This is a genomic window from Bradyrhizobium sp. USDA 4449, from assembly GCF_054056275.1.
In genome coordinates this window covers 5,109,082-5,132,777 of record NZ_JBSRYD010000001.1, presented here as the reverse complement: position 1 = coordinate 5,132,777, position 23,696 = coordinate 5,109,082, and the positions used below count along the sequence as shown (strand labels likewise).

22 protein-coding genes are annotated in these 23,696 nt (G+C 62.4%); 9 read left to right on the top strand and 13 right to left on the bottom strand.

Going from position 1 to position 23,696, the window contains the following annotated elements; genetic code table 11:
* The first annotated feature begins 243 nt into the window (after nucleotides 1-243).
* Nucleotides 244-1,008 (top strand): IclR family transcriptional regulator, encoded by a 765-nt coding sequence (locus tag ACVIIW_RS23815; RefSeq protein WP_456702962.1) that lies wholly within the window; start codon nucleotides 244-246, stop codon nucleotides 1,006-1,008.
* A gap of 155 nt (nucleotides 1,009-1,163) precedes the next feature.
* The gene (locus ACVIIW_RS23810) at nucleotides 1,164-2,087 is read left to right on the top strand and encodes an SMP-30/gluconolactonase/LRE family protein (protein ID WP_456702961.1); all 924 of its coding nucleotides are present in this window, start codon (nucleotides 1,164-1,166) and stop codon (nucleotides 2,085-2,087) included.
* Between the two features lie 51 nt (nucleotides 2,088-2,138).
* Here ACVIIW_RS23810 and ACVIIW_RS23805 read toward each other — a convergent pair whose 3' ends face one another.
* From ACVIIW_RS23805 to ACVIIW_RS23790, 4 genes are all read right to left on the bottom strand, one after another.
* Nucleotides 2,139-3,401, bottom strand: a complete 1,263-nt coding sequence (locus ACVIIW_RS23805; RefSeq protein WP_456702960.1) for an MFS transporter — start codon at nucleotides 3,399-3,401, stop codon at nucleotides 2,139-2,141.
* 73 nt (nucleotides 3,402-3,474) lie between these two features.
* On the bottom strand, nucleotides 3,475-4,533 hold the full coding sequence (locus tag ACVIIW_RS23800; protein WP_456702959.1) for an amidohydrolase family protein: 1,059 nt from the start codon (nucleotides 4,531-4,533) through the stop codon (nucleotides 3,475-3,477).
* A 123-nt stretch (nucleotides 4,534-4,656) separates the two neighbouring features.
* Nucleotides 4,657-5,334: an RraA family protein gene (locus tag ACVIIW_RS23795; RefSeq protein WP_456705249.1), complete on the bottom strand. Its 678-nt coding sequence runs from the start codon at nucleotides 5,332-5,334 to the stop codon at nucleotides 4,657-4,659.
* Between the two features lie 461 nt (nucleotides 5,335-5,795).
* A complete protein-coding gene (locus ACVIIW_RS23790; protein WP_456702958.1) occupies nucleotides 5,796-6,779 on the bottom strand; it encodes a VOC family protein in 984 nt (327 codons plus the stop codon).
* Between the two features lie 161 nt (nucleotides 6,780-6,940).
* Between ACVIIW_RS23790 and ACVIIW_RS23785 the strand changes: the two genes are divergently transcribed.
* Complete coding sequence (locus tag ACVIIW_RS23785; protein WP_456702957.1) at nucleotides 6,941-7,732, top strand: DNA-binding transcriptional regulator; 792 nt, start codon at nucleotides 6,941-6,943, stop codon at nucleotides 7,730-7,732.
* Here the strand turns inward: ACVIIW_RS23785 and ACVIIW_RS23780 are convergent.
* A complete protein-coding gene (locus ACVIIW_RS23780; RefSeq protein ID WP_456702956.1) occupies nucleotides 7,729-8,769 on the bottom strand; it encodes a cytochrome P450 in 1,041 nt (346 codons plus the stop codon). The two genes, ACVIIW_RS23785 and ACVIIW_RS23780, sit on opposite strands and share 4 nt — an antisense overlap.
* A 168-nt stretch (nucleotides 8,770-8,937) precedes the next feature.
* Nucleotides 8,938-10,086 (bottom strand): ABC transporter substrate-binding protein, encoded by a 1,149-nt coding sequence (locus ACVIIW_RS23775; RefSeq protein WP_456702955.1) that lies wholly within the window; start codon nucleotides 10,084-10,086, stop codon nucleotides 8,938-8,940.
* 208 nt (nucleotides 10,087-10,294) lie between these two features.
* Here ACVIIW_RS23775 and mhpA point away from each other — a divergent pair, with 208 nt between their 5' ends.
* Both mhpA and ACVIIW_RS23765 read left to right on the top strand, forming a co-directional pair.
* Entirely contained in the window at nucleotides 10,295-11,809 is a 1,515-nt protein-coding gene (gene mhpA, locus ACVIIW_RS23770; protein ID WP_456702954.1) for a bifunctional 3-(3-hydroxy-phenyl)propionate/3-hydroxycinnamic acid hydroxylase MhpA, read from the top strand.
* 21 nt (nucleotides 11,810-11,830) lie between these two features.
* A complete protein-coding gene (locus ACVIIW_RS23765) occupies nucleotides 11,831-12,676 on the top strand; it encodes a fumarylacetoacetate hydrolase family protein (RefSeq protein WP_456702953.1) in 846 nt (281 codons plus the stop codon).
* Nucleotides 12,677-12,965: 289 nt separating this feature from the next.
* Here the strand turns inward: ACVIIW_RS23765 and ACVIIW_RS23760 are convergent, their stop codons facing one another.
* From ACVIIW_RS23760 to ACVIIW_RS23730, 7 genes are all read right to left on the bottom strand, one after another.
* Complete coding sequence (locus ACVIIW_RS23760) at nucleotides 12,966-13,808, bottom strand: DUF1932 domain-containing protein (protein WP_456702952.1); 843 nt, start codon at nucleotides 13,806-13,808, stop codon at nucleotides 12,966-12,968.
* 25 nt (nucleotides 13,809-13,833) lie between these two features.
* Nucleotides 13,834-14,745, bottom strand: coding sequence for an AEC family transporter (locus ACVIIW_RS23755; RefSeq protein WP_456702951.1), 912 nt, complete (start codon nucleotides 14,743-14,745; stop codon nucleotides 13,834-13,836).
* Nucleotides 14,746-14,806: 61 nt separating this feature from the next.
* On the bottom strand, nucleotides 14,807-16,021 hold the full coding sequence (locus ACVIIW_RS23750) for a hypothetical protein (protein ID WP_456702950.1): 1,215 nt from the start codon (nucleotides 16,019-16,021) through the stop codon (nucleotides 14,807-14,809).
* 125 nt (nucleotides 16,022-16,146) lie between these two features.
* On the bottom strand, nucleotides 16,147-16,512 hold the full coding sequence (locus ACVIIW_RS23745) for a c-type cytochrome (protein ID WP_456702949.1): 366 nt from the start codon (nucleotides 16,510-16,512) through the stop codon (nucleotides 16,147-16,149).
* 11 nt (nucleotides 16,513-16,523) lie between these two features.
* On the bottom strand, nucleotides 16,524-18,293 hold the full coding sequence (locus tag ACVIIW_RS23740; protein ID WP_456702948.1) for a GMC family oxidoreductase: 1,770 nt from the start codon (nucleotides 18,291-18,293) through the stop codon (nucleotides 16,524-16,526).
* A gap of 24 nt (nucleotides 18,294-18,317) precedes the next feature.
* Complete coding sequence (locus ACVIIW_RS23735; protein ID WP_456702947.1) at nucleotides 18,318-19,025, bottom strand: gluconate 2-dehydrogenase subunit 3 family protein; 708 nt, start codon at nucleotides 19,023-19,025, stop codon at nucleotides 18,318-18,320.
* A 265-nt stretch (nucleotides 19,026-19,290) separates the two neighbouring features.
* Nucleotides 19,291-20,298: a LysR family transcriptional regulator gene (locus ACVIIW_RS23730; RefSeq protein ID WP_456702946.1), complete on the bottom strand. Its 1,008-nt coding sequence runs from the start codon at nucleotides 20,296-20,298 to the stop codon at nucleotides 19,291-19,293.
* Between the two features lie 281 nt (nucleotides 20,299-20,579).
* Between ACVIIW_RS23730 and ACVIIW_RS23725 the strand changes: the two genes are divergently transcribed.
* The 4 genes from ACVIIW_RS23725 to ACVIIW_RS23710 are packed head-to-tail and all read left to right on the top strand — an operon-like array spanning nucleotide 20,580 to nucleotide 23,631.
* Nucleotides 20,580-21,467, top strand: a complete 888-nt coding sequence (locus ACVIIW_RS23725; protein ID WP_456702945.1) for an amino acid ABC transporter substrate-binding protein — start codon at nucleotides 20,580-20,582, stop codon at nucleotides 21,465-21,467.
* Nucleotides 21,464-22,180 carry an amino acid ABC transporter permease gene (locus ACVIIW_RS23720; protein WP_456702944.1) on the top strand — a complete coding sequence of 239 codons (717 nt, stop codon included), beginning with the start codon at nucleotides 21,464-21,466 and terminating at the stop codon, nucleotides 22,178-22,180. Before ACVIIW_RS23725 ends, ACVIIW_RS23720 begins: the two co-directional genes overlap by 4 nt.
* Nucleotides 22,181-22,843, top strand: coding sequence for an amino acid ABC transporter permease (locus tag ACVIIW_RS23715; protein WP_456702943.1), 663 nt, complete (start codon nucleotides 22,181-22,183; stop codon nucleotides 22,841-22,843).
* Nucleotides 22,840-23,631: an amino acid ABC transporter ATP-binding protein gene (locus ACVIIW_RS23710; protein ID WP_456702942.1), complete on the top strand. Its 792-nt coding sequence runs from the start codon at nucleotides 22,840-22,842 to the stop codon at nucleotides 23,629-23,631. Before ACVIIW_RS23715 ends, ACVIIW_RS23710 begins: the two co-directional genes overlap by 4 nt.
* Nucleotides 23,632-23,696: the final 65 nt, after the last annotated feature.

Below are 23,696 nucleotides of genomic sequence, written 5' to 3'. Positions count from 1 at the left end.
GCAGCAGAGGTCTTTGAACGCCGCTGCACAGACCCACCTCCCGCACTCAGAAAATGAATGATAAACAGCAGGTTAGCCATGCCTTGCCGATTCTCGCTCGCGCCAGACGGCGCTTGCAGCGCCCGGTTGCGTCAACTATCGAGTACGCGGCAACGTGCAGCGGAAGGTGGACTCGGGATCTAAGGTTACTTTCCGCAATAGTAGGCGTGTTCAGTCTAAAATGAAGGAAGTAGAAGGTCTTAGATGGCAAAGCAAACCCGGAGCGAGGCAGCATCTTCGGTCAAGGGCGTTTCGGCCGCCGAGCGAGCACTAGCCGTCTTGACGGCATTCCGTCGGGGTGACGGCGCCTTGAGTTTAGCCGACCTTGCTGAGAGAACCGGCTTGGTCAAAAGCACGATCATGCGTCTTGCAGTGTCCCTCGAGCAGTATCGATTGCTGGCGCGCTTACCCGACGGGAGCTATCGGCTGGATTCAGAAACCCTGCGTCTTGGAACCGCCTATCAACAAGCTTTTAGCCTCTCGGATCACGTCATCCCCGTTTTGGACGAACTCGCGGCTAAGACAGGAGAGACCGCCTCCTTCTATGTGAGGAACGGCGACGAACGCCTTTGTCTCTTTCGCGTGGAGAGTCCGAGCCGGATCCGCATGCACGTGCAACCGGGTGACACGCGCCCGATGGATAAGTCCGCAATTGCACAGGTGCTGCGAAAATATGAATCCGGCCCTCTCTCGGATGACGAACTTCCGCTCTTCACGTCAGGCGTTACGGACCCCCATGCGGCCTCTCTCGCGATGCCAATATTCGGCATCGGCAACGTACTGATGGGATCGTTGAATATCTCCGGACCTGTAAGCCGACTGACGGCAGCGCGAGCCGAACAACTCAAAGAGCATCTGGTTGAAATGGCGCACAAGCTATCGACAGCCTGCGGCGGAACACCGCCAGCAACCACGGGCAAACGCGGACGCAAACGCACAGCAGGACGCGCTACGGGAGCCGCCGCCTAAAACGAAACGACGTTTCCTTGCAACGGCGATCTAAAATGCCTAGGCTCAATAGGAACAGGGACCGGACGCCGTGGCATCATCAGAAGCGACGCAACATTTAAGCGCATTTTGGTTGATAACCCCGTTGAGCTCTACGGCTTTCGCCCGGTGACCAAATGACCTTCTTTGCCCCTCCGCGTCGGATCGAGACGACCGTCTTCACACGATTGCCGGATCAGTTTCGCAAACCGCGTCGTACCGCGTGGGCCGATGCAAACCAAGGCGGCCGTGCGATCGACTGTTTCCTCGAGGGCCCTTCGTTCGATCGAGAGGGACGGCTCTACATCACCGACATTCCCTACGGTCGCATCTTCAGAGTTTCATCCGAAGGCCAATGGGAGCTCATCGCCGAATACGATGGTTGGCCGAATGGGCTGAAGATCCATCGTGACGGCAGGATCTTCATTACGGACTACAAGCGGGGGATCATGCTGCTCGATCCTGCGCGCGGATCGGTGACACCTTTTCTGGAGACGGCCGCCAGCGAAAGCTTCAAGGGCGTGAATGATCTTGTCTTTGCAAATACGGGGGCTCTCTACTTCACGGATCAGGGCCAGACCGGAATGCACGATCCGACCGGTCGCGTCTGGAAGCTGACGCCCGCAGGCCAATTGACGTGTCTTGTAAATACCATACCGAGCCCAAATGGAATCGTCGTCGATCCGGAGGAGAGCTTTCTGCTTGTCGCAGTAACGCGGGCGAACCAGATTTGGCGCGTCCCGCTACCGGCCAGCGGCCTGATCACCAAAGTCAGTGTATTCGCGCATTTGCACGGCGGCCCCGGAGGCCCAGACGGCTTGGCGTTCGACAGCGCAGGAAACCTGCTGATCTGCCACACCGGCTTTGGTTCGGTGTGGCGTCTTTCCCCGTTGGCCGAGCCGCTGGATCGCATCGTTTCCTGCGCCGGCGTGGGGACGACCAACCTCGCGTTCGGTGGTCCCGAGCAAAAAACCCTCTTCATCACTGAGAGCCGAACCGGATCGCTCCTGCAGGCGACACTCGATACGCCGGGGATGCCGATGTTCTCACACGCGACCTAGCCGATGCGCCTTTCACTAAAGCGTGCCGGTTAGCGCCGCGAGGAGTTCGTTTCATCGAGCTCCCCCACCCTGCACCAGTGCGCCGGTCGACAGTTCCTCGTTTTCGTCGCCGAGCTCTATGGGCCGGATTTCCGGAACGATGAAGAGAATTGAGCACGCCGATATCAAGATTCCCAATCCGGCGAGGAGCAAGGCCATTTGGAAGCTTCCCGTGAATTGATAGACAAACCCCGTAACGGTCGGCGCCATGACGCCTGCCACGGAGCTGACGGTATTGACGGCGCTGGACAGCGTTCCGCCGAGGCCTTTGGGCGACACCTCGGACAGTATCGTCCACATGATGCCGGCTGACGCTGACTCACCTGCAATATTGATGGTGAGAAGCGCGACCGCGATCATCGGGTCTTCGACGAAGCCTACCGCAATGACAAGCGCTGCGACCAGTTGCGATCCGACCAGACAATATTTCCTCGCGTTGGTGACGCTTACGCCCTTCTTGATGAGCCAATCAGAGAAGTGCCCCATGGCTGGCTGTGCGACGAAACCGACGATCCACGGAATCGAAGCATATAGGCCCATTTTCAAGATGGAGAATCCCCGCTCCATGACCAGGTAGGTTGGCAACCAGCTGATGAATACGACCCAGAGGTAGTCGAGGAAAAACTTGGTAAGCATCAGGCCCAAAGTCGTCCGGTTGCCAAGCAATTTCTTCCACGGTACCTGCTCGTCTTTCTTCGCGGCACCATCAGCCGCCCTGGGGCTCTCTTTGAAAAGAGCGTACCACGCAAGGCACCAGAGCAAGCTTGCAAGTCCCGTCACGATGAAAGCGACGCGCCAATTCCACGTTGCCATCAGGAAGCCCATCAGGACAGGCACGGCCGCGAGTCCCAGCTTCGTGCCGGACAGACACCAGGTCATCGCTCTCGCACGCTCTTCCGAGCCAAAGTTTTCATTAATGACCTTGGCGCCCAGCGGATTGGCACCCGACTCGCCGGCACCAACGGCAAGACGCACGGCCATCAACCCATAAAACCCCTGGATCAACCCCGTTGCCGCGGAAGCCAGCGACCAAAAGGCAGCCGCCCAACCATAGGCGGCCTTCGCGCCATACTTGTCGGAATATCTCCCGACCGGGACCATGAACAGAATGTAGCTGCAATAGAAGGCCGATAGCGCCAGACCCATAACACCAGGATCCATTTTCAGATCAGCAAGCATTTGGGGAGCAGCGACGCCGAGAGCGCCGCGGTCGATAGCATTGATAAACATGCCGGCGCCTAAAAGGGCGACCAACGTCATCTTTCTCGCATCCATGGCCGTCTCCTCAATTTGTGTTTTTTATCACCAGCGGTTTTGATTTTGCTGGGTCGTGGATATTCGCGCCGTCTCAAGGCATGGCTGCATGATCCGTTAGGATATTCGGCGATATACGGTACACGCGCATTGCCGTGCCGCTGAACAACGCCTGCTTCTCGGGCTGACTGTATGTCTCGACGATTCTCTTGAAGGCGTTCCAGAGGATCAGATACGAGCACATTCCCTTGTCGACGGGGAAGTTGCTTTCGAACATGCAGCGGACAGGGCCGAAGAGTTCGATGCACGTCTCGATGTAAGGCTTCCAGGCTTGTGCCAGCTCCCGGGATCCCGGTGGCCGAGATTGCTCATGAAAAACGAAGCCGGTCGTTTTCATGCCAAGGCCGCCAAGCTTCACTGTCACGTTCGGCAAGGCTGCAAGCTTCGCAACACTTGCCCTCCAATCCAAAAACACGGCGTCGCGCTGCCCGGCATACGGTCCCAGGCCAAGGGGACCGCCGACGTGATCCAAAATTATGGAGAGGTCCGGATTCTGCTGTGCGAGCTCCATGACTTCGTTCAGTTGGGTGTGATAGGCCCAAACATCCAGAGACAAGTTTTCTCGAGCCAAACATCGGACACCTTGGCGAAACCCTTCGTTGGACAACAGCCCGGGCGGCGGCGGCTGTGGATTTGAGCGGATAGCCGGATCTTCATGCCACGCCGTAGTATTGCGCACGCCTCGGAGGCGATCACCTCCGGCCCGCACCAGAGCTTGCAGCACAGGAGCGACCTTGGCACCGAGAGTGAGGTCAGCAAATCCAACAATTGCCGTGCAAGCGCGGAAGTGTCCGTATATCCCAGACGCTGACTGCGCCGCAACGCCGTTGATGAACTCGACCTCACCGACCGGTCGCATCTCGTCAGGACCGGAATCGCGATACATAGATCTACATTGCGCAAAGATGCTCGCCACGACATTGTGGCCCGAACGCACATCTGCGAGGTATTCCGGAAACAGGTAGCACGCTCCGGGCCGATCCCAAAGATGGTGATGAGCATCGACGATCGGCTGAGCTGGCTCCAGGACTTCCTCGGTCTTCAAGCTCAACCAATCTTCACGCACGGAAAGATGCGGAGATGTCGTCGACATAGGCGCGCTTCTCTAATTGAGGTCGGTGAAACGACTGCAGCCAATTGTCAGGTCATCGATGGGTGCCGGCGGCGAAGCCTCAATGCCCCTCGCCTCCGGAAGCCCTGTTCCAGTGATACGCTTTCAGTCCAGCCCCTCGCACTTGAGCTCGCGCAGGGCCTTGTCGACCCAAGAGGCGTCGTGCGTTCCCGCCTTGATGTTTGCCATCTGCTTTTGCTCCGCTGCGAGCTTTGCGGTAGCCCCTTTCAAGACTTCGTCCACGTCGTCAAACGGAACGCAGAGCAAGCCGTCATCGTCTCCGATGATCAGATCGCCAGGCTCGACAACCATGCCATCGAATGCGACCGGCACGTTAATCTCGCCCGGTCCGTTCTTATAAGGCCCCCGATGAGTGACACCGGCTGCGAAGACAGGAAATTCGTTGCTGCGGATAAAGGCGGAGTCCCGAACGGCTCCGTTGATAACCAAGCCGGCAATCCTGCTCTCGATGATACGGGTTAGCATCATCTCGCCGATCAGGGCGTTGGTCAGATCGCCACCGGCGTCGACCACGATGACGTCGCCCGGCTCGGCCATAGCCATCGCCTTGTGAATCATAAGGTTATCGCCGGGACGCGTTTTCACGGTCAAAGCCACGCCCGCCATCCCGCCGCCGGCATGCATCGGGCGCAGGCTCGCCCCTCCCGCCGTCATACGCGACATGGCATCGCTCACGTTAGCTACGGGCAGACGGGAAAAGCGCTCGACGATGTCGGCGCCAACCTTCCTCGTCCGCTTCACAATCTTGAACCCAACGGCCATCAGCGCAACCTCCCTTTTGCAATGCTCGATTTTTTTAGCAATATAGAACGGCGTTTCATTTTGGCAAGCACCAAAACTTCCGACGCCGCATGCGTCCACGAAAAATTGCATATTGAAATAGTGTTCTATTTTATATAACAGAGCCGCGTTTTCCCGGACTCCGAAGGTAAAAGCGGCGGCAAGGGCTAAGCCGTCAGGGATTCAGAAACCTGGATCGCGAGCGAGAACAGTTCCGCTTGCGAGACGATGCCGAGTTTCTTGTACAGGTTCTTTCTGAACGTCAGTACGCTTGCGACGCCGCATTGAATGGCGATGGCTTCGGACGTTAGCCCGCCCAGGATGCCATTGCAGACCTGGATCTTTCAGAGAACATGCGAGGGTCCGCGCACTGTCTGAATGGGCGCGGCGAGAACAGCCGACGCGCATGAACAACCGAGATTGTACCGACGCGAGCGCGGAGGCTATTCCCGGGCAACTACGGCATCGAGCCACGCGCAGTTCAGAGGCGGCACGACTGGATCCGGCGCGCGTACGCCGCGCTCCGCCGCATCAATCCGCATGTCGCGTAAGCGCTTGCGCTGTTCATCGGGCATATAGAGCCGCTCATGCCCCCAGAGCGATGGCCCATCAAACGTCTCATGCGGTTGCCAGGTAACCGGATCGATGACGCGAGCTCCCCAACCGTATTCGATGAAGAAGCCCGACGGCGTGTTTACGTAAAACGACGTCATGTGATCGTTGGTGTGTCGTCCCAAGGTATAGGCGACCCGCCCGTCATCCAACTGCGCAAGATCGTAGCCTTGACCAACATCGTCGAGGCTGCCGAGTTCGACCATGAAGTGGTGCAGCGCTTTCCGGCCGGAGCCCACCATCGCAAAGCTGTGGTGGCGTCCGTTCACATGGAAAAAATACAGGCCGTAGGGCTTGAGCCCGAAATCGGACACGTGGAATCCGAGCACGTCGCGATAGAACGGCAGCAGAAGATCGACGTTCTCGACGTTCAGTACGACGTGTCCCATTCCGAGGGCGCCGGTGCGGAAGCCAGAGATCGGCCTCCCCGGTCGGAACGGATCCGTCGCGAGGGACGGCTCGCAGAACGCCTCAAGCCGGTTGCCAGTTGGGTCGGCGAACTGGATCAAGTCGCCTACGTGCCGTTCATCGGCCAGCGCGTGCGATCCGCGCGTGACTACGACACCATGACTTTCCAGCCTGGCGGCGAGACGATCAAGTTCCGCTGGGGTCGGAATTTCCCAGCCCATCACCGCAAGACCGGAGTCGTTGCCGCCGTCGACGATCAAACGTTGCCTACGGTCGTCCATCCGGAAAGCCCGCGTCTTTCCGCCGCGATCGACCTGCTGCATGCCGAGTAGCTTCGTCGCCATGTGGCTCCACTGATCCAGCTGCGAGGAGCCTATGCCGATGTAGCCGAGCGCAGAAATCTCCATACACGTTCCTCCAGTGTGTTCTTCGCACGCGCTGGTCGCGCGCGGCCACTTCGCCAGAGTTTGATTCCGACGCGGTGCGATCGTGCCGAAAGCCTTGCGGCAGCATCGCATTTGCAGCATCGTGAGCCTCCGCACCCGGCGGCACAAGGACGAAAATAGAAATGTCCAAGGAGCGGACGAGCGACGGACGACTGAAAGCCTCGGCGGGGGTACGCGCCTTCAAGCGCGGGCTGGACGTCCTCACCGAGGTCAACAGGTCCGGCGGCGTCAGGGCCGCCGACGTGGCGCGCGCGCTCGATCTTCCCCGGCCGACCGTCTACCGGCTGCTCGAGACCTTGGAGGAACTCGGTTATATCGCTCGTTCGGCGAGCGACGACCGCTATCGGGTGACTCGGTTGGCCTCCAGCCTCGGGGACGGCTACAATCCTAGCGTCGTCATCTGCCAGGCGGCGGCGCCCTACCTCGCCGAGTTGAGCAAGACCCTCATCTGGCCCGTCGACCTTTCCACCTATGAGAACGCCGCGATGGTGGTCCAGGAGACCACCCATTCTCGCAGTCCAATGTCGATCGACCGCGGTATGATCGGCAAACGCCTGCCCATCCTTCGGACGTCGGCCGGTCGGGCCTATCTGGCGGCCTCCGCGGAGCGCGAGCGAAACTTGATCGTCAATCATTTGCGGCGGATCGACGAGGCGGATGACCGCCCCTTCCTCGAACGCGACTGGCTCGAACGCATGATCGTGGAGACCCGCGAGCGTGGATACGGGATCCGCAACGAGGGCGAATACAATCCCAAGACGGCGTCGATCGCGGTGTCGATCGTCCGAGGCGAAGCCGTCTTCGGCTGCATTTCGATCATCTGGATCCGCTCCGCTCTTTCTCTTGAGGAGGCGGTTTCGCAGTTCGTGATGCCAATGCGCCAAGCCGCAGCAGCGATCGCCATCGACGGTTAGTTCACCCTTACGGGCAGAGAGGCCAGGCCGCGCAGCACGTTGTTCAGAGCAAGCACGGGTTCGCCGATATCGAAGCTGCGCACCTTCTCGACAAGGACTTCGAGAAGAGCCGTCATTTCGAGACGGGCGAGATGCAGGCCGGCGCACATGTGCGTGCCGTTTCCGAAACCGAGATGGTCGTTGGCGCGCCGGCGCACATCGAACTTCTCCGGATCTTGCCATTTGCGCTCGTCACGGTTGGCCGACGCATACAGCAGCAGCACCCGGCTTCCTGCAGGAACATGCGCATCGCCCACGTTAGCGTTCGAGGCAGCATGACGCGTGAAGCCTCGGATCGGAGATTCCAGGCGGATCGCTTCGTTGATGGCGTTCGGGATCAGCTTGGGATCGTTGCGGACAAGCTCCCATTGATCCGGATGTCTGCCGAACAACAGGAGCAGATTGGCCGTCGCGAAGATCGTCGTGTCCAGGCTGGGCCCGAGATAGTCCCGCATCAGGACAGGACAACGCTCCGGCTCGACCTCGCCACGATCGGCGGCCTCGAAAATGCGCCTGCCCCAGCTCCCGGGCAGCAACCGTTCGCGAATATCCGGAACGCTCAGGTAGGAGCGCATCTCGCGGAAATCCGTCATGGCGGCGCAGCCGCGTTCATTCATCGTGCCGAGCACGTTGAAGGTGGCCGAAGCCCACCTGAGCATGTTGCCACGGCCGTAGTCTTCGAGGCCGACCAACTTGGACACGATCGTGAGCGGCAAATGCTGCGCCAGATCCGTGACCGCGTCGAATTGCTCCCGTTCGACGAGATCATCAACGAGCCGTCTTGCTTCCGCCCGGATTTGTGGACCGATCTCTTCGAGAGCTCGGGGCGAAAGAGGAGCGCCGATGATCGCCCGAAGCCGGTCATGCAAGGGGGCGTCGCTCGCAAGAGTCGTGCCCCGCGCTATTTCGTTGACGGTGTCATTGGCTGCGACGCCCTCCGCGGACGAGAAGACCGTCGGATTCCTCAACGCCGCTCGGACGTCATCGAAGCGGCCCAAGGCATAGAGATCGTGCCGAGGAAGCCAGATGGCGGCGCCGCGCTCCCTGATCGCTCGATAGTGAGGATAGGGATCGCGAAGAACCTCGTCGCTGTAGAGGTCGACGTCGTAGGTAGGCGCGTCCAGGTCTGATATAGTCATAGAATTCTGTCCGCTTGGATGCTGGTGTCAACGCACCGCGACCCACTCGCCGTTTTCGAGCTTGCCCAGAACCAACGCGCTCTGGTCCAGCCCGGTGTGATCGTCGCGGCCGTAATTGTAGACGCCTCGCGACCCGGCAACGCCCTTCAAGGATTCGATCGCGCCTCTCAAGGCCTCTCTGAACTCGGGCGTACCCGGCTCGGCGGTCTTCAGAGCGATCGGGGCGGCCTTCTCGAGCAGAAGCAAAGCATCGTAGGCCGTTCCCGCGAAGATGTTGCGGCTTCCCGGCCCGAACTTCGCTTCGTAGCGCTGGATGAAATCCAATGCGGACTTCTTCGCGGGATAGTCGTCGGGGAAGGACGCGGCGCCGACGGCGGGGCTCAGTGGAACGAAGATCCCGTCGCCCTGGACACCTGTGAGCTTCTTGAAATCGCCGAATGTCGCGCCGAGCGTGCCGTAGATCTGCCCCTCGTACCCCTTCTCCCGCAATTGCAACAGCGGAAGCGCCGCCGGCGCACCCGAGGCCGCGATCAGAACGGCATCCGGACCGGCTGCGATGATCTTCAATATCTGTCCCACGACCGTCGTGTCCGTCCGGGCGTACTTCTCGTTTGCGACGAGCTCGATGCCGGCGGCCTTGGCCATGTCGGCGCTGACCTTGCTCCAGGCGTCGCCATAGGAGTCGCCAAAACCGATCAGGGCCAGCTTCTTCACGCCGGACTTCTTCATGTTCGCGAACAGCGGCGTTGCTTCGTGATCGTCGTTGGTCGTGGTCTTGAACACCCAACGCCGCCTGGCGTCGACCGGTGCGACGAGCGCATTGACTGGCGCGAGCGTGATCATGGGCGTCTTGTACTCGACCGCCGGCTCGATGACCGCGAAGGAGCCCGGCGTGGTGGTCGGCCCGATCAGCAGGTCTATCTTGCTCTCCTCATGCAGCTTGCGCAGCGCCGACACGGCGGCCGTAACGTCGGAAGCTTCATCGAGGAATAGATAGTTGACCTTCTTCCCTGCGATCTCGGCGGGACCGAAGGCCGTGCCGTTGCGCTCGGCGCTGCCGATGGCTGCAGCGGGCCCCGTCGCGGACAAAAGGATCCCGACGTTGATGTCGGCGGCAAAGCTCGGCGCAGCGAATAATTGCGCAACAAGACATGCACTCAGCACGGATCGCAGCATCGTCATTTCCTCCGCTTTGGACTGCCTCGGCAGACCGGCCTTGTTGGCTTTGCTTCCTCCCTAGCGAAACCGGATTGCGCGCGAGTAGCATTATCGCGAAGCTGTCCGGCTGGCGGACAGGCCACCGAGCAGCGCAGCCTTGTCCGCTGCGCGGACAGTTGGCGACTCGACGTTGAAAGCGGAGCGCCGCTGAGAAACAAATGGCGCCATGCAGGATGGTTGCGCTTCTCAGAGCTATGATGTCGTGATCGTCGGCCGCGGGCCCGTAGGGGCCACGCTCGCCAATCTCCTCGGCCTTTGCGGCGTGCGGACGCTAGTGCTGGAGCGCGAAGCCCACGCCTACCATCTGCCGCGCGCCGTACATTTCGACGACGAATGCATGCGCGTGTTCCAGACCATCGGTCTGGCCAATGCGATCCTGCCGCAGGTGATCCTCAGCCCCGGCATGCTCTTTCTCGACGCCGAGGGCCGCATGCTGCTGGATTGGTCGCGTCCGCCGACGCTCACCTCGCAGGGCTGGAATCTCAGCTATCGCTTTCATCAACCCGATCTTGAGGAGGTTTTGATCGGCGGCATGCGGCGTTGGCCGCACGTGACGACGCGCAACCGATGCGACGTGTTCGCGCTCGACCAGGACGAGACCGGCGTGCGCGTGCGCTACGAAGACCTCTCCAACGGGCAGCTCACCGAGGTCCGGGCCGGCTATGTGATCGGCTGCGACGGCGCCCGCTCGCTGGTGCGCCGCTTCATCGGCTCCGGCATGGACGATCTTGGTTTCCACGAACGCTGGCTTGTGGTGGACGTTCTGCTGAAGCGAGTTCGCGACGATCTCGGCGACTACAGCCTGCAGCATTGCGATCCCAGGCGGCCCGCGACTTATGTACGAGGCACCGGCACGCGCCGGCGCTGGGAGATCACGGTTCTGCCCGACGAAGATTCGCAAGACGTCACCCAGCCGGCGAAGGTCTGGGAACTGCTGGCGCGCTGGATCACGCCCGAGGATGCCGAGCTCGAGCGCGCCGCGGTCTACACCTTCCACTCCACCATCGCGCAGAAATGGCGCGATGGCCGCCTGCTGCTCGCCGGTGATTCGGCCCACCAGACCCCGCCCTTCCTGGGCCAGGGCATGTGCGCCGGCATCCGCGACGCCGCAAACCTTGCCTGGAAACTCAATGCGATCCTTGGCGGCCATGCCGACGGCCGCCTGCTCGACACCTATCAGAGCGAGCGCCAGCCGCATGTGCGCGAGTTCGTCGAGCTCGCCATCCGGCTCGGGGGCTTGATCAACACCAAGGCGGTCGACGCCGGCCTCGCCGCCGGCCAGGCCCGCGAGAACGCGCCTGTCAAACTCGAGGTGAAGAAGCCCCTGCTCGGCCCCGGTCTTGCGCTGTCGGATCTGCCGTTGGCCGGACATCTCGCACCGCAATTCACCCTGCCCGACGGCCGTCGCAGCGACGACGCCATCGGTTACGCCTACGTCCTGCTCACCGAGGCCGCCGGCGTCATCCCGTCCGCGTTGCAACGCGCGTTCGGCGATGCCGGCGCGTCGATCATCACCGGCGACGCGACCGCTGGCGTCGGCACTTGGCTGCGCGATAACGGCCTCAAGGCCGCTCTGGTCCGGCCCGACCGCTACGTGCTCGGTGCCGCCCGCAACGACGCGGAAGTCGACCGGCTCGCCGCCGCCATCATCCATCCCACCCACGTGCCGTCCGCGGCCTGAACACATTTCCAAGGATATCTTATGAAGCTGCTTTCTTTCAGCGCCGACGGCCGCGCCTCCTTTGGTGCCGTCAAGAACAACGGCGTCGTCGATCTCGGTACGCGCATGCCCGGCTGCGCCTCGCTGCGGCAGTTGCTCGAGACCAATCGTGTCTTCGAGGCAGCCGCACTGGTCGCAGCCAACGCGCCCGACCGTGCGATCGACAAGATCGCCTTCGCCCCGGTCATCCCGGACCCCGACAAAATCATCTGCGTCGGTCTAAACTACCGGGACCATGTCGCCGAGACCGGCCGCACCGTAACCGAGAAGCCGGCGCTGTTCGCGCGCTTCGCCTGCAGCCAGGTCGGCCACATGCAGCCGATCGTCAGGCCGAAGGTCAGCGACAATTTCGACTATGAGGGCGAGCTCGCGCTGGTGATCGGCAAGGAAGGTCGCCACATCCCGGCCGGCCAAGCGCTCGACCATATCGCAGGCTACGCCTGCTACAACGAGGGCAGCGTCCGCGACTGGCAGCGTCATACCAGCCAGTTCCTTTCCGGCAAGACCTTTGCCAATAGCGGCAGCTTCGGCCCTTGGCTGGTGACGACGGACGAAATCCCCGATCCCTCAAAGCTCACATTGCAGACCCGCCTCAACGGGGCCGTCGTGCAGAACACGACGACCGATCTGCTGATCACCGCGATCCCCGAGCTGATCGCCTACATCTCCACGATCTCCCCGCTTGTCCCCGGTGACGTCATCGTCACGGGCACGCCCGGCGGTGTCGGCTTGAAGCGCACCCCGCCGCTGTGGATGAAGCCCGGTGACACCGTCGAGGTCGAAATCTCCGGGATCGGCGTCCTCCGGAACTCAGTGATCGCTGAGTAAAGCACTGATGTTGGCTGACCATTCCGACAAGAACGCCGCTCATCGTGCATCGAAGCCCGCGACAAGATTCCTCGTTGTCGGAGCGACGCATCTTGTCTCCCAGATCATTTGGCATCGGTAGCCAACATCCATTATTCTCGCCCGTAGCCGATTCCCTGGACTTCACGGACATGTGCATCGCGAGTCGATGCACTACCCGCAAGCCTCGCCGAGTGCCCGCATCAAGCACGGAACTCGCAGGGTCGGGCTGGCCTGCACAGGCGTTAACGGTCCGTCGCCGGTCGCATCGCTACGACGCGAGGAACGCATCGATGCGCTTGCACGCGTCACGATCGCCCGCGACGTCGGCCGCGATCCGCTCATAAAGACCGGCCGCGCCCCTGTAGATCAACGCTTCCGGGAAATCCCCGCCGATGAATTCGGAGATCGCGTGCATCTCTTCGACCCAGCGGTAGGCCTTCGGGTACATGTCCGGCAGCATCTTGGCAAAGCGGGTCAACAGTTGCGGCTGGCTCGCCGCCAGTTCCGACTTCAGCGCCGAACCTGCTCCCGCGCGTTCGGCAGCAAGCACCATCGCGGTCGCGATTGCCACCAGCCCCTTGGTAATTCCCGCGTAGGACAGCTTCAATGCCGAGGCCGCGCCGATTGGACCGTCGACGATGCGGATGTCGAGACCATATTCGGCCAATACCTTGAGGTCTGACGCTGCATCGCCCGAAAAATAGAAGGCAGGCCCCGGATCATCGGCCTTCGGCGGAAAGCCGATGATGGCACCGTCGATGAGGCGCGCGCCGGTGCGCCGAAACAGGCGATCGATTCCCACCATGGTCGAAACGCCGACGGCGTTGCAATCGACGAAGAGCGGCGCGTGATCTGCGCGTCCGAGGCGTGCGGCGAAGCGCTCGGCGAGCGCATTCGCCTCGGTTGGCGGCACGATCGACAGGATCACGCTGGCCTCGTCCACCAGGCGCTGATCGTCGGCATGATGCATGCCCGCCGCCTCCGCCCGCTGCCGGCTTGCGGCACCGCGGCCCTCGAGCGAGGTGAGGACCTTGACGCCCTGCCGGGTCAGGCGCGTCGCGATGGCGCTCCCCATTGCACCAGGCGCGATGATCGCAATCGTCGGTGTCATGCTGCTCTCCCTTTCGTGGCTTGACTCAACGCCAGGCGACGGCCTGGACGACAATGGAAATGCTGACGGCCGACAGCGTCGTCGCCAGCGCGAAGGAGCGCGCGGCGTCCTCGGCATGCCGGCCAAAATGCGCGGCCAAGACATAGACATTGATGCCGGGCGGCAGCGCCGCCGTCATCGTCGCGATCAGGATCTGCTCCCGGGGCAGACCCATCGCATGCGCAATCGACCAGATCAGCAGCGGGTGAACGATGAGCTTGAACACGACGGAAGCGACCGGCGCGGCGAAATTGGTCGGCAGCGGCACGCGCGCCACGGTGGCCCCGAGCGCGATCAACGACAATGCCGGCGCTGCGGCCGCCAGCATGGCGATGGCGTGATCAATCATTTCAGGCAGTGCGAGCCCGGTTCGGCGCCAGACAAGACCGGCCGCCAGAGCCAGCGTCATGGGATTGCTGATGGCGGCGACCAGGGCCTTCGAGCCGCCCCCTGCACTGCTGCCGAATGCGAGCAAGAGCGTGGCCACGGGGATCAGGACGAGCGTGTGAATCGCGATGATCTGGCTCAACAGCGCGACGCCTTGGTCCCCGAGCAGGGCCTGGGCAATGGGAACGCCGATCAACGACGAGTTCGAATAGATCACGCCCATGCCGAACACCACGCACTCGGCAAGACTCAACCCGAGCGCCGCACGTCCGTAGATGAAGGCGATGACGAGCAACGCCGCACAGCCCAGCAGGTAGATCAGCGCGATCTCGCCGCCGTTCGACGCCTGCGCGCCTGCCGCCAGCGACCGAAAAAGCAATGCCGGGATCGCGAAGCACGCGACCAGTTTCAGGAGCCCCGCATTCGCCTCGGCCGAGAGCAGCCCACTCCGGGCAGCGGCAAAGCCCAGCGCGAGCAGCGCGAAGATCGGCACGAGGACGGTCAGCGTCATCAGGACTCTCCATGGATTGGCGTAGTCGCAAACGCGCCAGCCCGGCCCGGCGCAATGCCGATCATGCCGCCGCGCGCATCAACGGAGCGCGCCGCTCGGTGATGTTTGATGGATCGGTCTGCACCGCCACGCCGTGACGATCCAGCGTGTCGGCCGCCAAGGTGCAGAGCTCGACATTGGTGGTCGGCTTGATCTTGCCGTCGTCGCCGAGCAGGAACGGCGTGTCCTCCATGCCGACGCGCACGACATCCACCTCGCTGTCGTCCTGCGCGGCATAGCCGATCACCCTGCGCACGGCGTCGAGCGAATGCCCGGCCAGCGGACCCACATCCATGACCCGCACCTCGCGGGCAGCATGATGCGGCAGGATCGCGGCTCCGACCGTGATCGAGACCTTCCGCTTGCGCACCCCCTCCGGCGTATCACGCTCGAGCGATTTGGCCATGGAGACGACGGACCGGAAATGATCGTAGGTCTCCGGGAATGGCAGCTTCGGCGAGAAGCCGAACAGCAGGGTGACGTTGAGCTGGTCGGCTCCGGCCAGCCTGACGTCGTGCCGCGCGATCGCCATGCGCGACATCGCATAGCTGCGGATCGTCTGGACCCACTCGATCTCGTCGAGCAGATGCAGCCGCCTGCGTGCCGCGACCGCCTGCCCATAAGCAATGAACTGGACCGCGGGCGATGAGCGGCCGTAATTATTGCCGTTCGCTGTCGAATTGGTGTTCATCTTCACCTCCTCCTGACGGGTCGAAGGCTGATAGCGCTCGACCTCGCGCAGGAAGAGATCGCTGTCGACGAGCTCGCGCGTCAGCGGACCGATGCGATCCTCCAGGTCGCAGACGATCTGCAGCTCGATGGCGGCCTGCATGGTGATGAAATGCGCGCCGCCCGCGCCGAGCGACAGGCCGGCGTGGCTGACCCGCTCCCACTCGCCATGGGCGCTGATGCGCTGGATCACTTCCCGGCCATTCCGGCTGGCACCGAAGCTGATCAACATGTCGGGCGACATACGCTGCACCAGGAGGCTGATCCGGCGATAGGTGTCGTTGTCCGTGGTCTGCTCGCGCGTCAGCGGGTTGCGGCCATGATAATGATAATAGCGACAGCCGAGGCTGGTCAGCTGCTCCACCTCGTGCGCGATCTCCTCCTCCGTGATGGCGATGTCGACGCCGGTGCAGATGCGGTCGAGCACGGCATCGCCGGACGGATGATGGTTCAGCGGCGTGTATTTCGCACCGGTCGAGCAGCATCCAAGTATCAGGGTCTTCGGCATTCTCGTCCTCTTGCTTGTTTGAAAGGGTATCTTGTCGTTGCTTGGTCTGGCTTCAGGCAAAGGGGTGGCGCGTCCGGCTCATGGATATGCGCCGGCCATGCGTTCGATCGGTCTTTGGCGATTGGCTACTTCAGGCTTTCCAGGTAGCTCACGACGTCCTTGCTCTCCTCGGGCGTGGCGAGCCCCCCGAAAGGCATGCGATTGCCGGGAACAACATCCTGCGGATCGGACAGATATCGCGCCAGCGTCTCTTCGCTCCACACGATCCCGCTGCGCTGCATCGCGCGGGAGTAACGGAAATTCTGCATCTGCCCGGCCTTGCGTCCGACGACGCCATGAAGCGACGGGCCCTGTTCGGTGCCGTCGCCGCTCGCGCCGTGGCAGGCCGCACATTGCTCGAACAGGGCTTTGCCGGCGACGATGTCGGCCGCGGCGATCGGAGCGTTTGCCGTCATGCCGAACAGCAGCGCGGCGAGACCAGGTCCAGTCATCCAGCGTGTCGTCACAGTTGCACCATCGGAGCGGGAGATTTGAGGTAAGTCTTCACCAGCGCATCCGCGCACCAATAGGCGGTAGCTGCGGCCGCGGCGGTCGGGTTGTAGCCGGCGTTTTGCGGGAAGACCGATGATCCCAGCACGAACAGATTGTGCGCGTCCCAGCTCTGCAGATAACGGTTCACCACGCTGTTTATGGGCGAGCGCCCCATGATCGTGCCACCGCTGTTGTGACTCGACTGATAGGAGACGACGTTGAAATCGCCCTTGCGCGGCTGCGGCGCGACGATGGTCGCATTCATCGCGCGACCGATCTCGGCAGCTTTGGCCAGTAGATAATCGGCCATCGCACGATCGTTCTGCGTGAAGTTGAACGTCATCCGCAGCAGCGGCTGACCGAACATGTCGCGATACGTCGGATCGAGATCCATCGAATTGGTGCGCGATGCGTAGTTCATGCCCTCGCAGAGCACCATCGCGGTCTTGCGGTACCATTTCGCGGTTTCCCGTTTCCAAGCCGCGCCCCATGTAGGCGTTCCGGGCGGCGTCGGGCGGAACGAAATCGGCCGGCCATTAGTGCTGTTCAGCGAAATGTAGCCGCCGCCGAGGAATCCGAGATTGGCGTGATCGAAATTGTCGCCGTTGAAATCGTCCACGACCATGCCGAGACCGCCGGCCCCCATGAACGGGTTCAACTCCTCGGCCTCGAAGAAAAGCTGGAGCGTCGGCTGGATCTGGTAGCAGTAGTTCTTGCCGACCACGCCGGTACCGGTGCGGGGGTCGTAGGGCTGGCCGATTCCCGACAGCAGCATCAGGCGGGTGTTGCCGAACACCCAGGCCGAGAGAATGACGATTTCCGCCGGCTGGTCGTAGGTCTCCCCCGAGCGCAGGTCGATGTAGCGCACTCCGGTCGCCCGTCGCGTCTGCGCGTCGTAGAGCACGCGCGTTGCATAGGCGTTGGTCACCTTGCGAAAGCCGGGCGCCTTGCCGAGCGCCAGTGCCAGCGTGCTCAGCGGCGTCGCCTTGGCGTTCGCTTCGCATCCGAACCGATCGCAATGACCGCAATATTGACAGGCTCCGAGCTGGGCCCCTTCCGGATTGCGGTAGGGCGCGCTGGAGTTGGAGGCCGGCGCCGGAAACGGGTGCAGACCGAGCTCGGTCGCCGCGCGCGAGAACAGCTCGTTGGCGTGAGACGACACCAGCGGTGCGTTCGGATATTCGCCGCTGCGCGGCCCTTCGAAGGGATTCCCGCCCGCCTGAATCCTGCCCCGGATATTGCCGGCCTTGCCCGACACGCCGCAGATGGCTTCGAAGCGCGCATAGTGCGGCTCCAGCTCGTCATAGGTAACGCCCCAGTCCTGGATCGTCATGTCGTCGGGAATACGCCCACGACCGTAACGTTCGGTGAGATGCGTTCTGAGATTGTGGTCCGAGGGAAGGAAGCGAAACGTGTTGCCGTTCCAGTGGGTACCCATGCCGCCAACGCCGTCACCGGGCAGAAAGGCCCCGAACCGCCGCACCGGCCTCGCCTCGTCGTCGAGGCGATGGCGCAGCGTAACCGTCTCCATCTTCGGATCCTGCATCAGCTCCTGGCGAACGGAGTAGCGCAGCTCGTCGCGGATCGCCGGCAATGCGAAGTCGGCGGCCGGGTCGCGATCCGGTCCGCGCTCCAGCGCCAATACTTCGAGGCCGGCGCGGGTCAGCTCGCGCGCCATGATCGCACCCGTCCATCCGAGGCCGACAATCACGGCATCCGTCGCCTTCAAGACCTTTGCCATGATGTGCTCCAATTCACCGATCGATCAGAGGAAGTCAGCGATCGATCGAGGTTCGGCTTCATAGCGCCGTCCCCGATGCTCCTTGATCGCCTTTGCGTAGGTCGCCGGCAGGCCCGGATAGCCGATCATCCGCCACGACGCCTTACCCCGGTTGCCGCCATAGATCGGGTCCGCGAAGAAACCCTCCATCGAGAGCTGCAGCAGCGCAGCAAAGAACGCGCGTGCATCGATGCGCGCAAGAGCGACCTTGCCGCCTTCGACGTCGCGCAGCAGCGCCTCCAGCATGGGCGGCGATAGCTGGCTGACCCGGGCGCCGCGCTGCGCCGCCGTCCATGCGTCGAGCTCGGCGATGCCGAGCCGGATAAATGCCAGCGGTGCGAGCGGCGACTGCGATCCGAACTGCGGCTGTCCGCTGCTCGGCTGAAAGGGCCCTTCTTGATAAAGCCGCGCCCCGGCGCCATAGGCGCCGGCGAGTTGTCGATCGATGAAGGTGACGACGCCGCACTCGGAACCGGATGGCGACAGGTCATCGGCCGGAATGAGGGCATCGACGACGGCCGCCAGAAATTCCGCCTCACTCGGCGTCAGAGCATAAAGAGGTTCTACGGTCGCGTCGGAGGCCACAGGGAGACTGGCCTTCGTGCTCGCATCCGTCGCGGGCGCAGCGGCGGCGCCGCCGGGTACGAGCGCAAGAACGCCACCTGATGCGATGAAGCCACGTCGATCGAACATCGCGCCAGCCCCTTTGCTGCAATTGCGATGCTCGAATTATTGCGGCGCGAAATGCTTTGTCCAATTCCGAAGACGAATTCGGCCATGACAACTTCGCATCAGGCCGATATTCGCTCATATCCGCGGCATGAGGTCGTGCAAGCTGCCGTCATAACAAGCAAACGTTGTGACGTGAACGACGCAGCCGAACACTGCCCGTCGCCTGCCGACGACAACAAAGCGTTAGACAAACGTTCGAGCTGAACGTGCGGGGCAGACGCGCCGGTCACTGCCGAATCGTCTGCGGATCCTCACTGTGAATCGTCGTGGCGATGTCAGGAGGAAAAGCAGCGGGCGCCAGCAGAGCTCCCAGACCTTCGGTCGTCAACCGGGACCAGAGCTCCTCGGCCTTCTTCGCCAGCCGCTGCGCAGGACGATAGAGCCGAATATCGAGATCGATGGCGAGTTGCGGATCGCCGGTTCGCACCAGCTTGCCGCGAATGATGTCGTTATGCGTGGTCGTCAGCGGCAGCCAGGCGACGCCCAGGCCTGCAAGCGCCATGGTCCTCAGGCCATCGGCCAGGGAGTTGTCGTACAAGCTATGGAGCTGCACCAAGTCCGGCCGTCGCGCGATGAGGTCTTCGACCGCCCAACCGAGCGAGCATTCACGGCTATAGGCGAGATAGGATGTGGAGAGCCGCGGGTTGAGGTCGAGCCGGTGCAGCGGCTTGCCGTCGGCGGCCGGGGCCGAGAGCGGAATCAGCCGCTCCTTGCCGATCGAGATCGATGCGCAGCGCTCGATGGTCAATGGCCGACCCGCGCCGCGGAGAATCGCCCCTTCTGCATCGACAAGACAGACCACGAAGTCGACCGCTCCGTCTTCAAACAGATTGGCGCAACCCGGCAGATTGTCGGAGGTGACGGACAGGCGGGTGGAGCCGAGCTTCGCCTGGATGGCCAGCAGCCAGCGCGGAAAAAAGGTGACCGACAGAATATGCGGCGCCGCGAAGCGAATGCTTCGCAAGCGCTCGTTCTGGTCTTCGCGGATCGTGCGACGGATGCCGTTCAGGCGACCGAGCGCTTCGTTGGCGACATCCAGCAACTTGTGGCCGGCCTCGGTGAGTTCGAGCGGGGCATGGCGGCGGTCGATCAGGGCCGCGCCCGCCCAGTTCTCCAGCGACTGGATGCGGCGACTGAGGCCTGACTGCGTCACATTACGGAGTTCGGCAGCCTTGGTGATGTTGCGGGTCTCGGCGACCACGATGAAGTCTTCGAGCCAACGTATGTCGAGCATTGCAGCCCCTCCAGCCGAAACAGCCGCCCACCACCTCACCGAGATGATGCCACGTCACACTCGCGATGCATCATGCGAATTTCGCATCGCAGACCGAGCGATCGGCATTGGCTGAGCCGCTTGGCCACGGTTAATCTCTTCTTGATCCCGGCTCAGTCGATTTCGGCCGAACCGGGTGTTGACCTCATCTGGGACATCTCTTGGCACTTCCCAATCGCCAGCCGGCTGTGCAGCCGTCGCGGCGAGCGGCGACGCGCGGCCATCATTCTGAGGAGACCTCCATGCAAGAGCGTAGCTTTTGGTATTGCTCGATCGTCGGCCTGCTTGGAGCCCTCGCCCTGGCCGGCCCGGCCCAGGCCGCCGGCCCGGGCGACAGCCCGATCCTGAAACGCATCGCTGCGCGCAACGCAATCACCATCGGTCATCGCGAAGCATCCGCCCCCTACTCTTTCATCGACCGTGACCAGAAGGTCGAGGGCTATTCCATCGACCTCTGCATGAAGGTCGTCGAGGCGGTGAAGGCCCGGCTCGAGATGCCAGGCCTCGAGGTCAAGTATGTGCCGATCAACACCACGAACCGCATTGCGCTGGTCGCCAACGGCACCATCGACCTGGAATGCGGGACGACCACCAACACGCTCTCCCGCCAGGAGCAGGTGGAGTTCTCACCGATCTTCTACATCACGGGCACGCAAGTCATGGTCAAGGCTGACAACGCGGCCCGGGAAGTCGAAGACCTGAAGGGCAAGCGCGTGGCCGTGCTCCAGGGATCCAGCAACGAGCAATCCTTGCGGATGCTGAACGAGACCGAGAAGCTCGGCATCGAGTTGGTCTATGCCAAGGATCTCGGAGAAGGCGCATTGCTCGTAACCAACGGGCGGGTGGACGGCTTTGCCGCCGATGGCGGCCAGATCAAGGTCTACGCGGCGACCAAGGCGCAGCCGAAGGGAGCGCTCAAGGTGATCGGGCGCTTGCTCACTTACGATCCCTATTCTGCCATGATGCAGCGCGGGGACATGGAGTTTGCCCTGCTCGTGAAGCGCGCCTTCGCCGATGCGTTCCGCTCGCCCGAGGCCGAGACGCTCTACACCAAATGGTTCGGCCCACTCGGCATCGAGATCGAGCCCGAGCTCAAGACCGCCTTCGCGATCCAGGCTCTGCCGCAATGACCTATCGTTGGGACTGGAGCGTTCTGGTCTCCCAGCCGTATCTCGGCTGGCTGCTCGCGGGACTGGGATGGACCCTGCTCGTCGCGGGCGCGGCCTGGGTGCTGGCCTTGCTCGTTGGCGTGACGGTCGGCATCATCAGGACACTGCCCGGCCGTACGCCACGGCTGATCGGGACGGCCTATGTCGAGACGTTCCGCAACATCCCGCTGCTGCTGCAATTGTTCGTCTGGTATTTCGTGCTGCCGGAACTGCTGCCAACGCCAATCGGCAACTGGATCAAGCGCGACCTGCCGCTGCCGGAATACTGGACGGCGGTTATCGGTCTCGGCCTGTTCACGGCGGCGCGCGTTGCCGAGCAGACCCGCGCCGGCATCCAGGCGATCGGGCGTGGCCAGGCGATGGCCGCGGCGGCGAGCGGTCTCACGCTGGCGCAGAGCTATCGTTACATCCTGCTGCCGATCGCTGCGCGGAACGTCCTGCCGCCGCTGACATCCGAATTTCTCAACGTAGTCAAGAACTCCTCGCTCGCGCTGACGATCGGCCTGCTCGAACTGACCGGCCAGAGCCGCCAGATCGAGAGCGCGACGTTTCACGGCATCGAGGCATTCACCGCGGCGACGCTGACCTACGTCGTTTTGACGACAGCGGTGATCGCCGCGCTGCGTGCCGTCGAGCGCTTTGTCGCCATTCCCGGTTTGATGGGACGGACCTGATTGATGAACGATCTCGATCCCGATCTCTTCAAGGCCGTGGCGCCGTTTCTCTGGGATGGGCTGCAGACGAGCTTCGGCCTGTTGCTGCTGGCGATGGCCGGCGGAGGGCTGCTCGGCACCATCCTCGCGGTCATGCGTATCGCCGGATCACGGCCGATCGCCGCCATCGCGGCAGGCTATGTGAACGGGCTGCGCTCGGTGCCCCTGATCATGGTGATCTTCTGGTTCTATCTCCTGGTGCCGCTGGTGATCGGACGCCCGATCGGCGCGTTCACCTCGGCGCTCATCGCCTTCGTCATCTTCGAGGCCGCCTATTATGCCGAGATCATCCGCGCCGGCATCCAAAGCGTGCCGAAGCAGCAGCTCGCCGCCGCCCTCGCATCCGGACTCGGCCCGTTTCAAGCCTACCGCTTCGTGATCCTGCCACAAGCGATCCGGAAGATGCTGCCGATCCTGTTGTCGCAGAGCATCGCCCTGTTTCAGGATACTTCGCTGGTCTATGTCGTCGGCCTGCACGACTTCATGACGGCAATCTCGGTGACGGCGAATCGGGACGGACATCTGGTCGAATTCTATCTGTTCGCAGTCATCGTCTACTTCACGCTCTGTTTCGCAGCCTCCCAATCAATCCAGTTTCTCAACAGGTCGCCGCTAAGTCCATGAGCATCTCTGCCCTCCGCAAGGTATCCCCGATCGCAGACGCATCCGTCGAGCAACCCGCGACGATCGAGATTATCGGAATTTCCAAGAGTTACGGCGCGCTGGAAGTCTTGAACGACTGCTCCATGAGCATTCGGAAAGGCGAGGCTGTCGTGGTTTGCGGACCGTCGGGATCGGGCAAGTCAACCCTGCTGAAATGCGTCAACGGCCTCGAGACCTTCCAGAGCGGGACGATCGTGGTCGACGGTGTGCCCGTGGGCGACCGCCGTACCGACCTCACCCGGCTCCGAAGCCGGATCGGCATGGTGTTCCAGCACTTCGAGCTTTATCCGCATTTGTCGGTGCTCGAGAACATCACGCTGGCACAGGTCAAGGTGTTGCGCCGGTCGAAGGTCGAGGCGAGCGACAAAGCCATGATGCTGCTCCGCCGCGTCGGCCTGGACGACAAGGCCGGTTGCCATCCCGCCCAGCTCTCGGGTGGCCAGCAGCAACGCGTCGCCATCGCCCGCGCGCTGGCCATGGATCCGATCGCGATGCTGTTCGACGAACCGACGTCGGCGCTCGACCCTGAAATGATCAAGGATGTGCTCGACGTCATGACCGAGCTCGCGCGCGACGGCATGACCATGATGGTCGTGACCCACGAGATGGGGTTTGCGCGCCATGTTGCCGGTCGTGTCGTGTTCATGGACGGCGGGCGTATCCTGGAGGAGGCTCCGAGCTCCGTCTTCTTCGCGCAGCCTTCGACCGAGCGCGCACGCATTTTCCTGTCCAAGATATTGCGCCAATGAGATTCCAATCATGATTCCGAGAAGCACGCAGCGGTCTTCGGTCGCAACAGGCGCCAGAGGCGTCT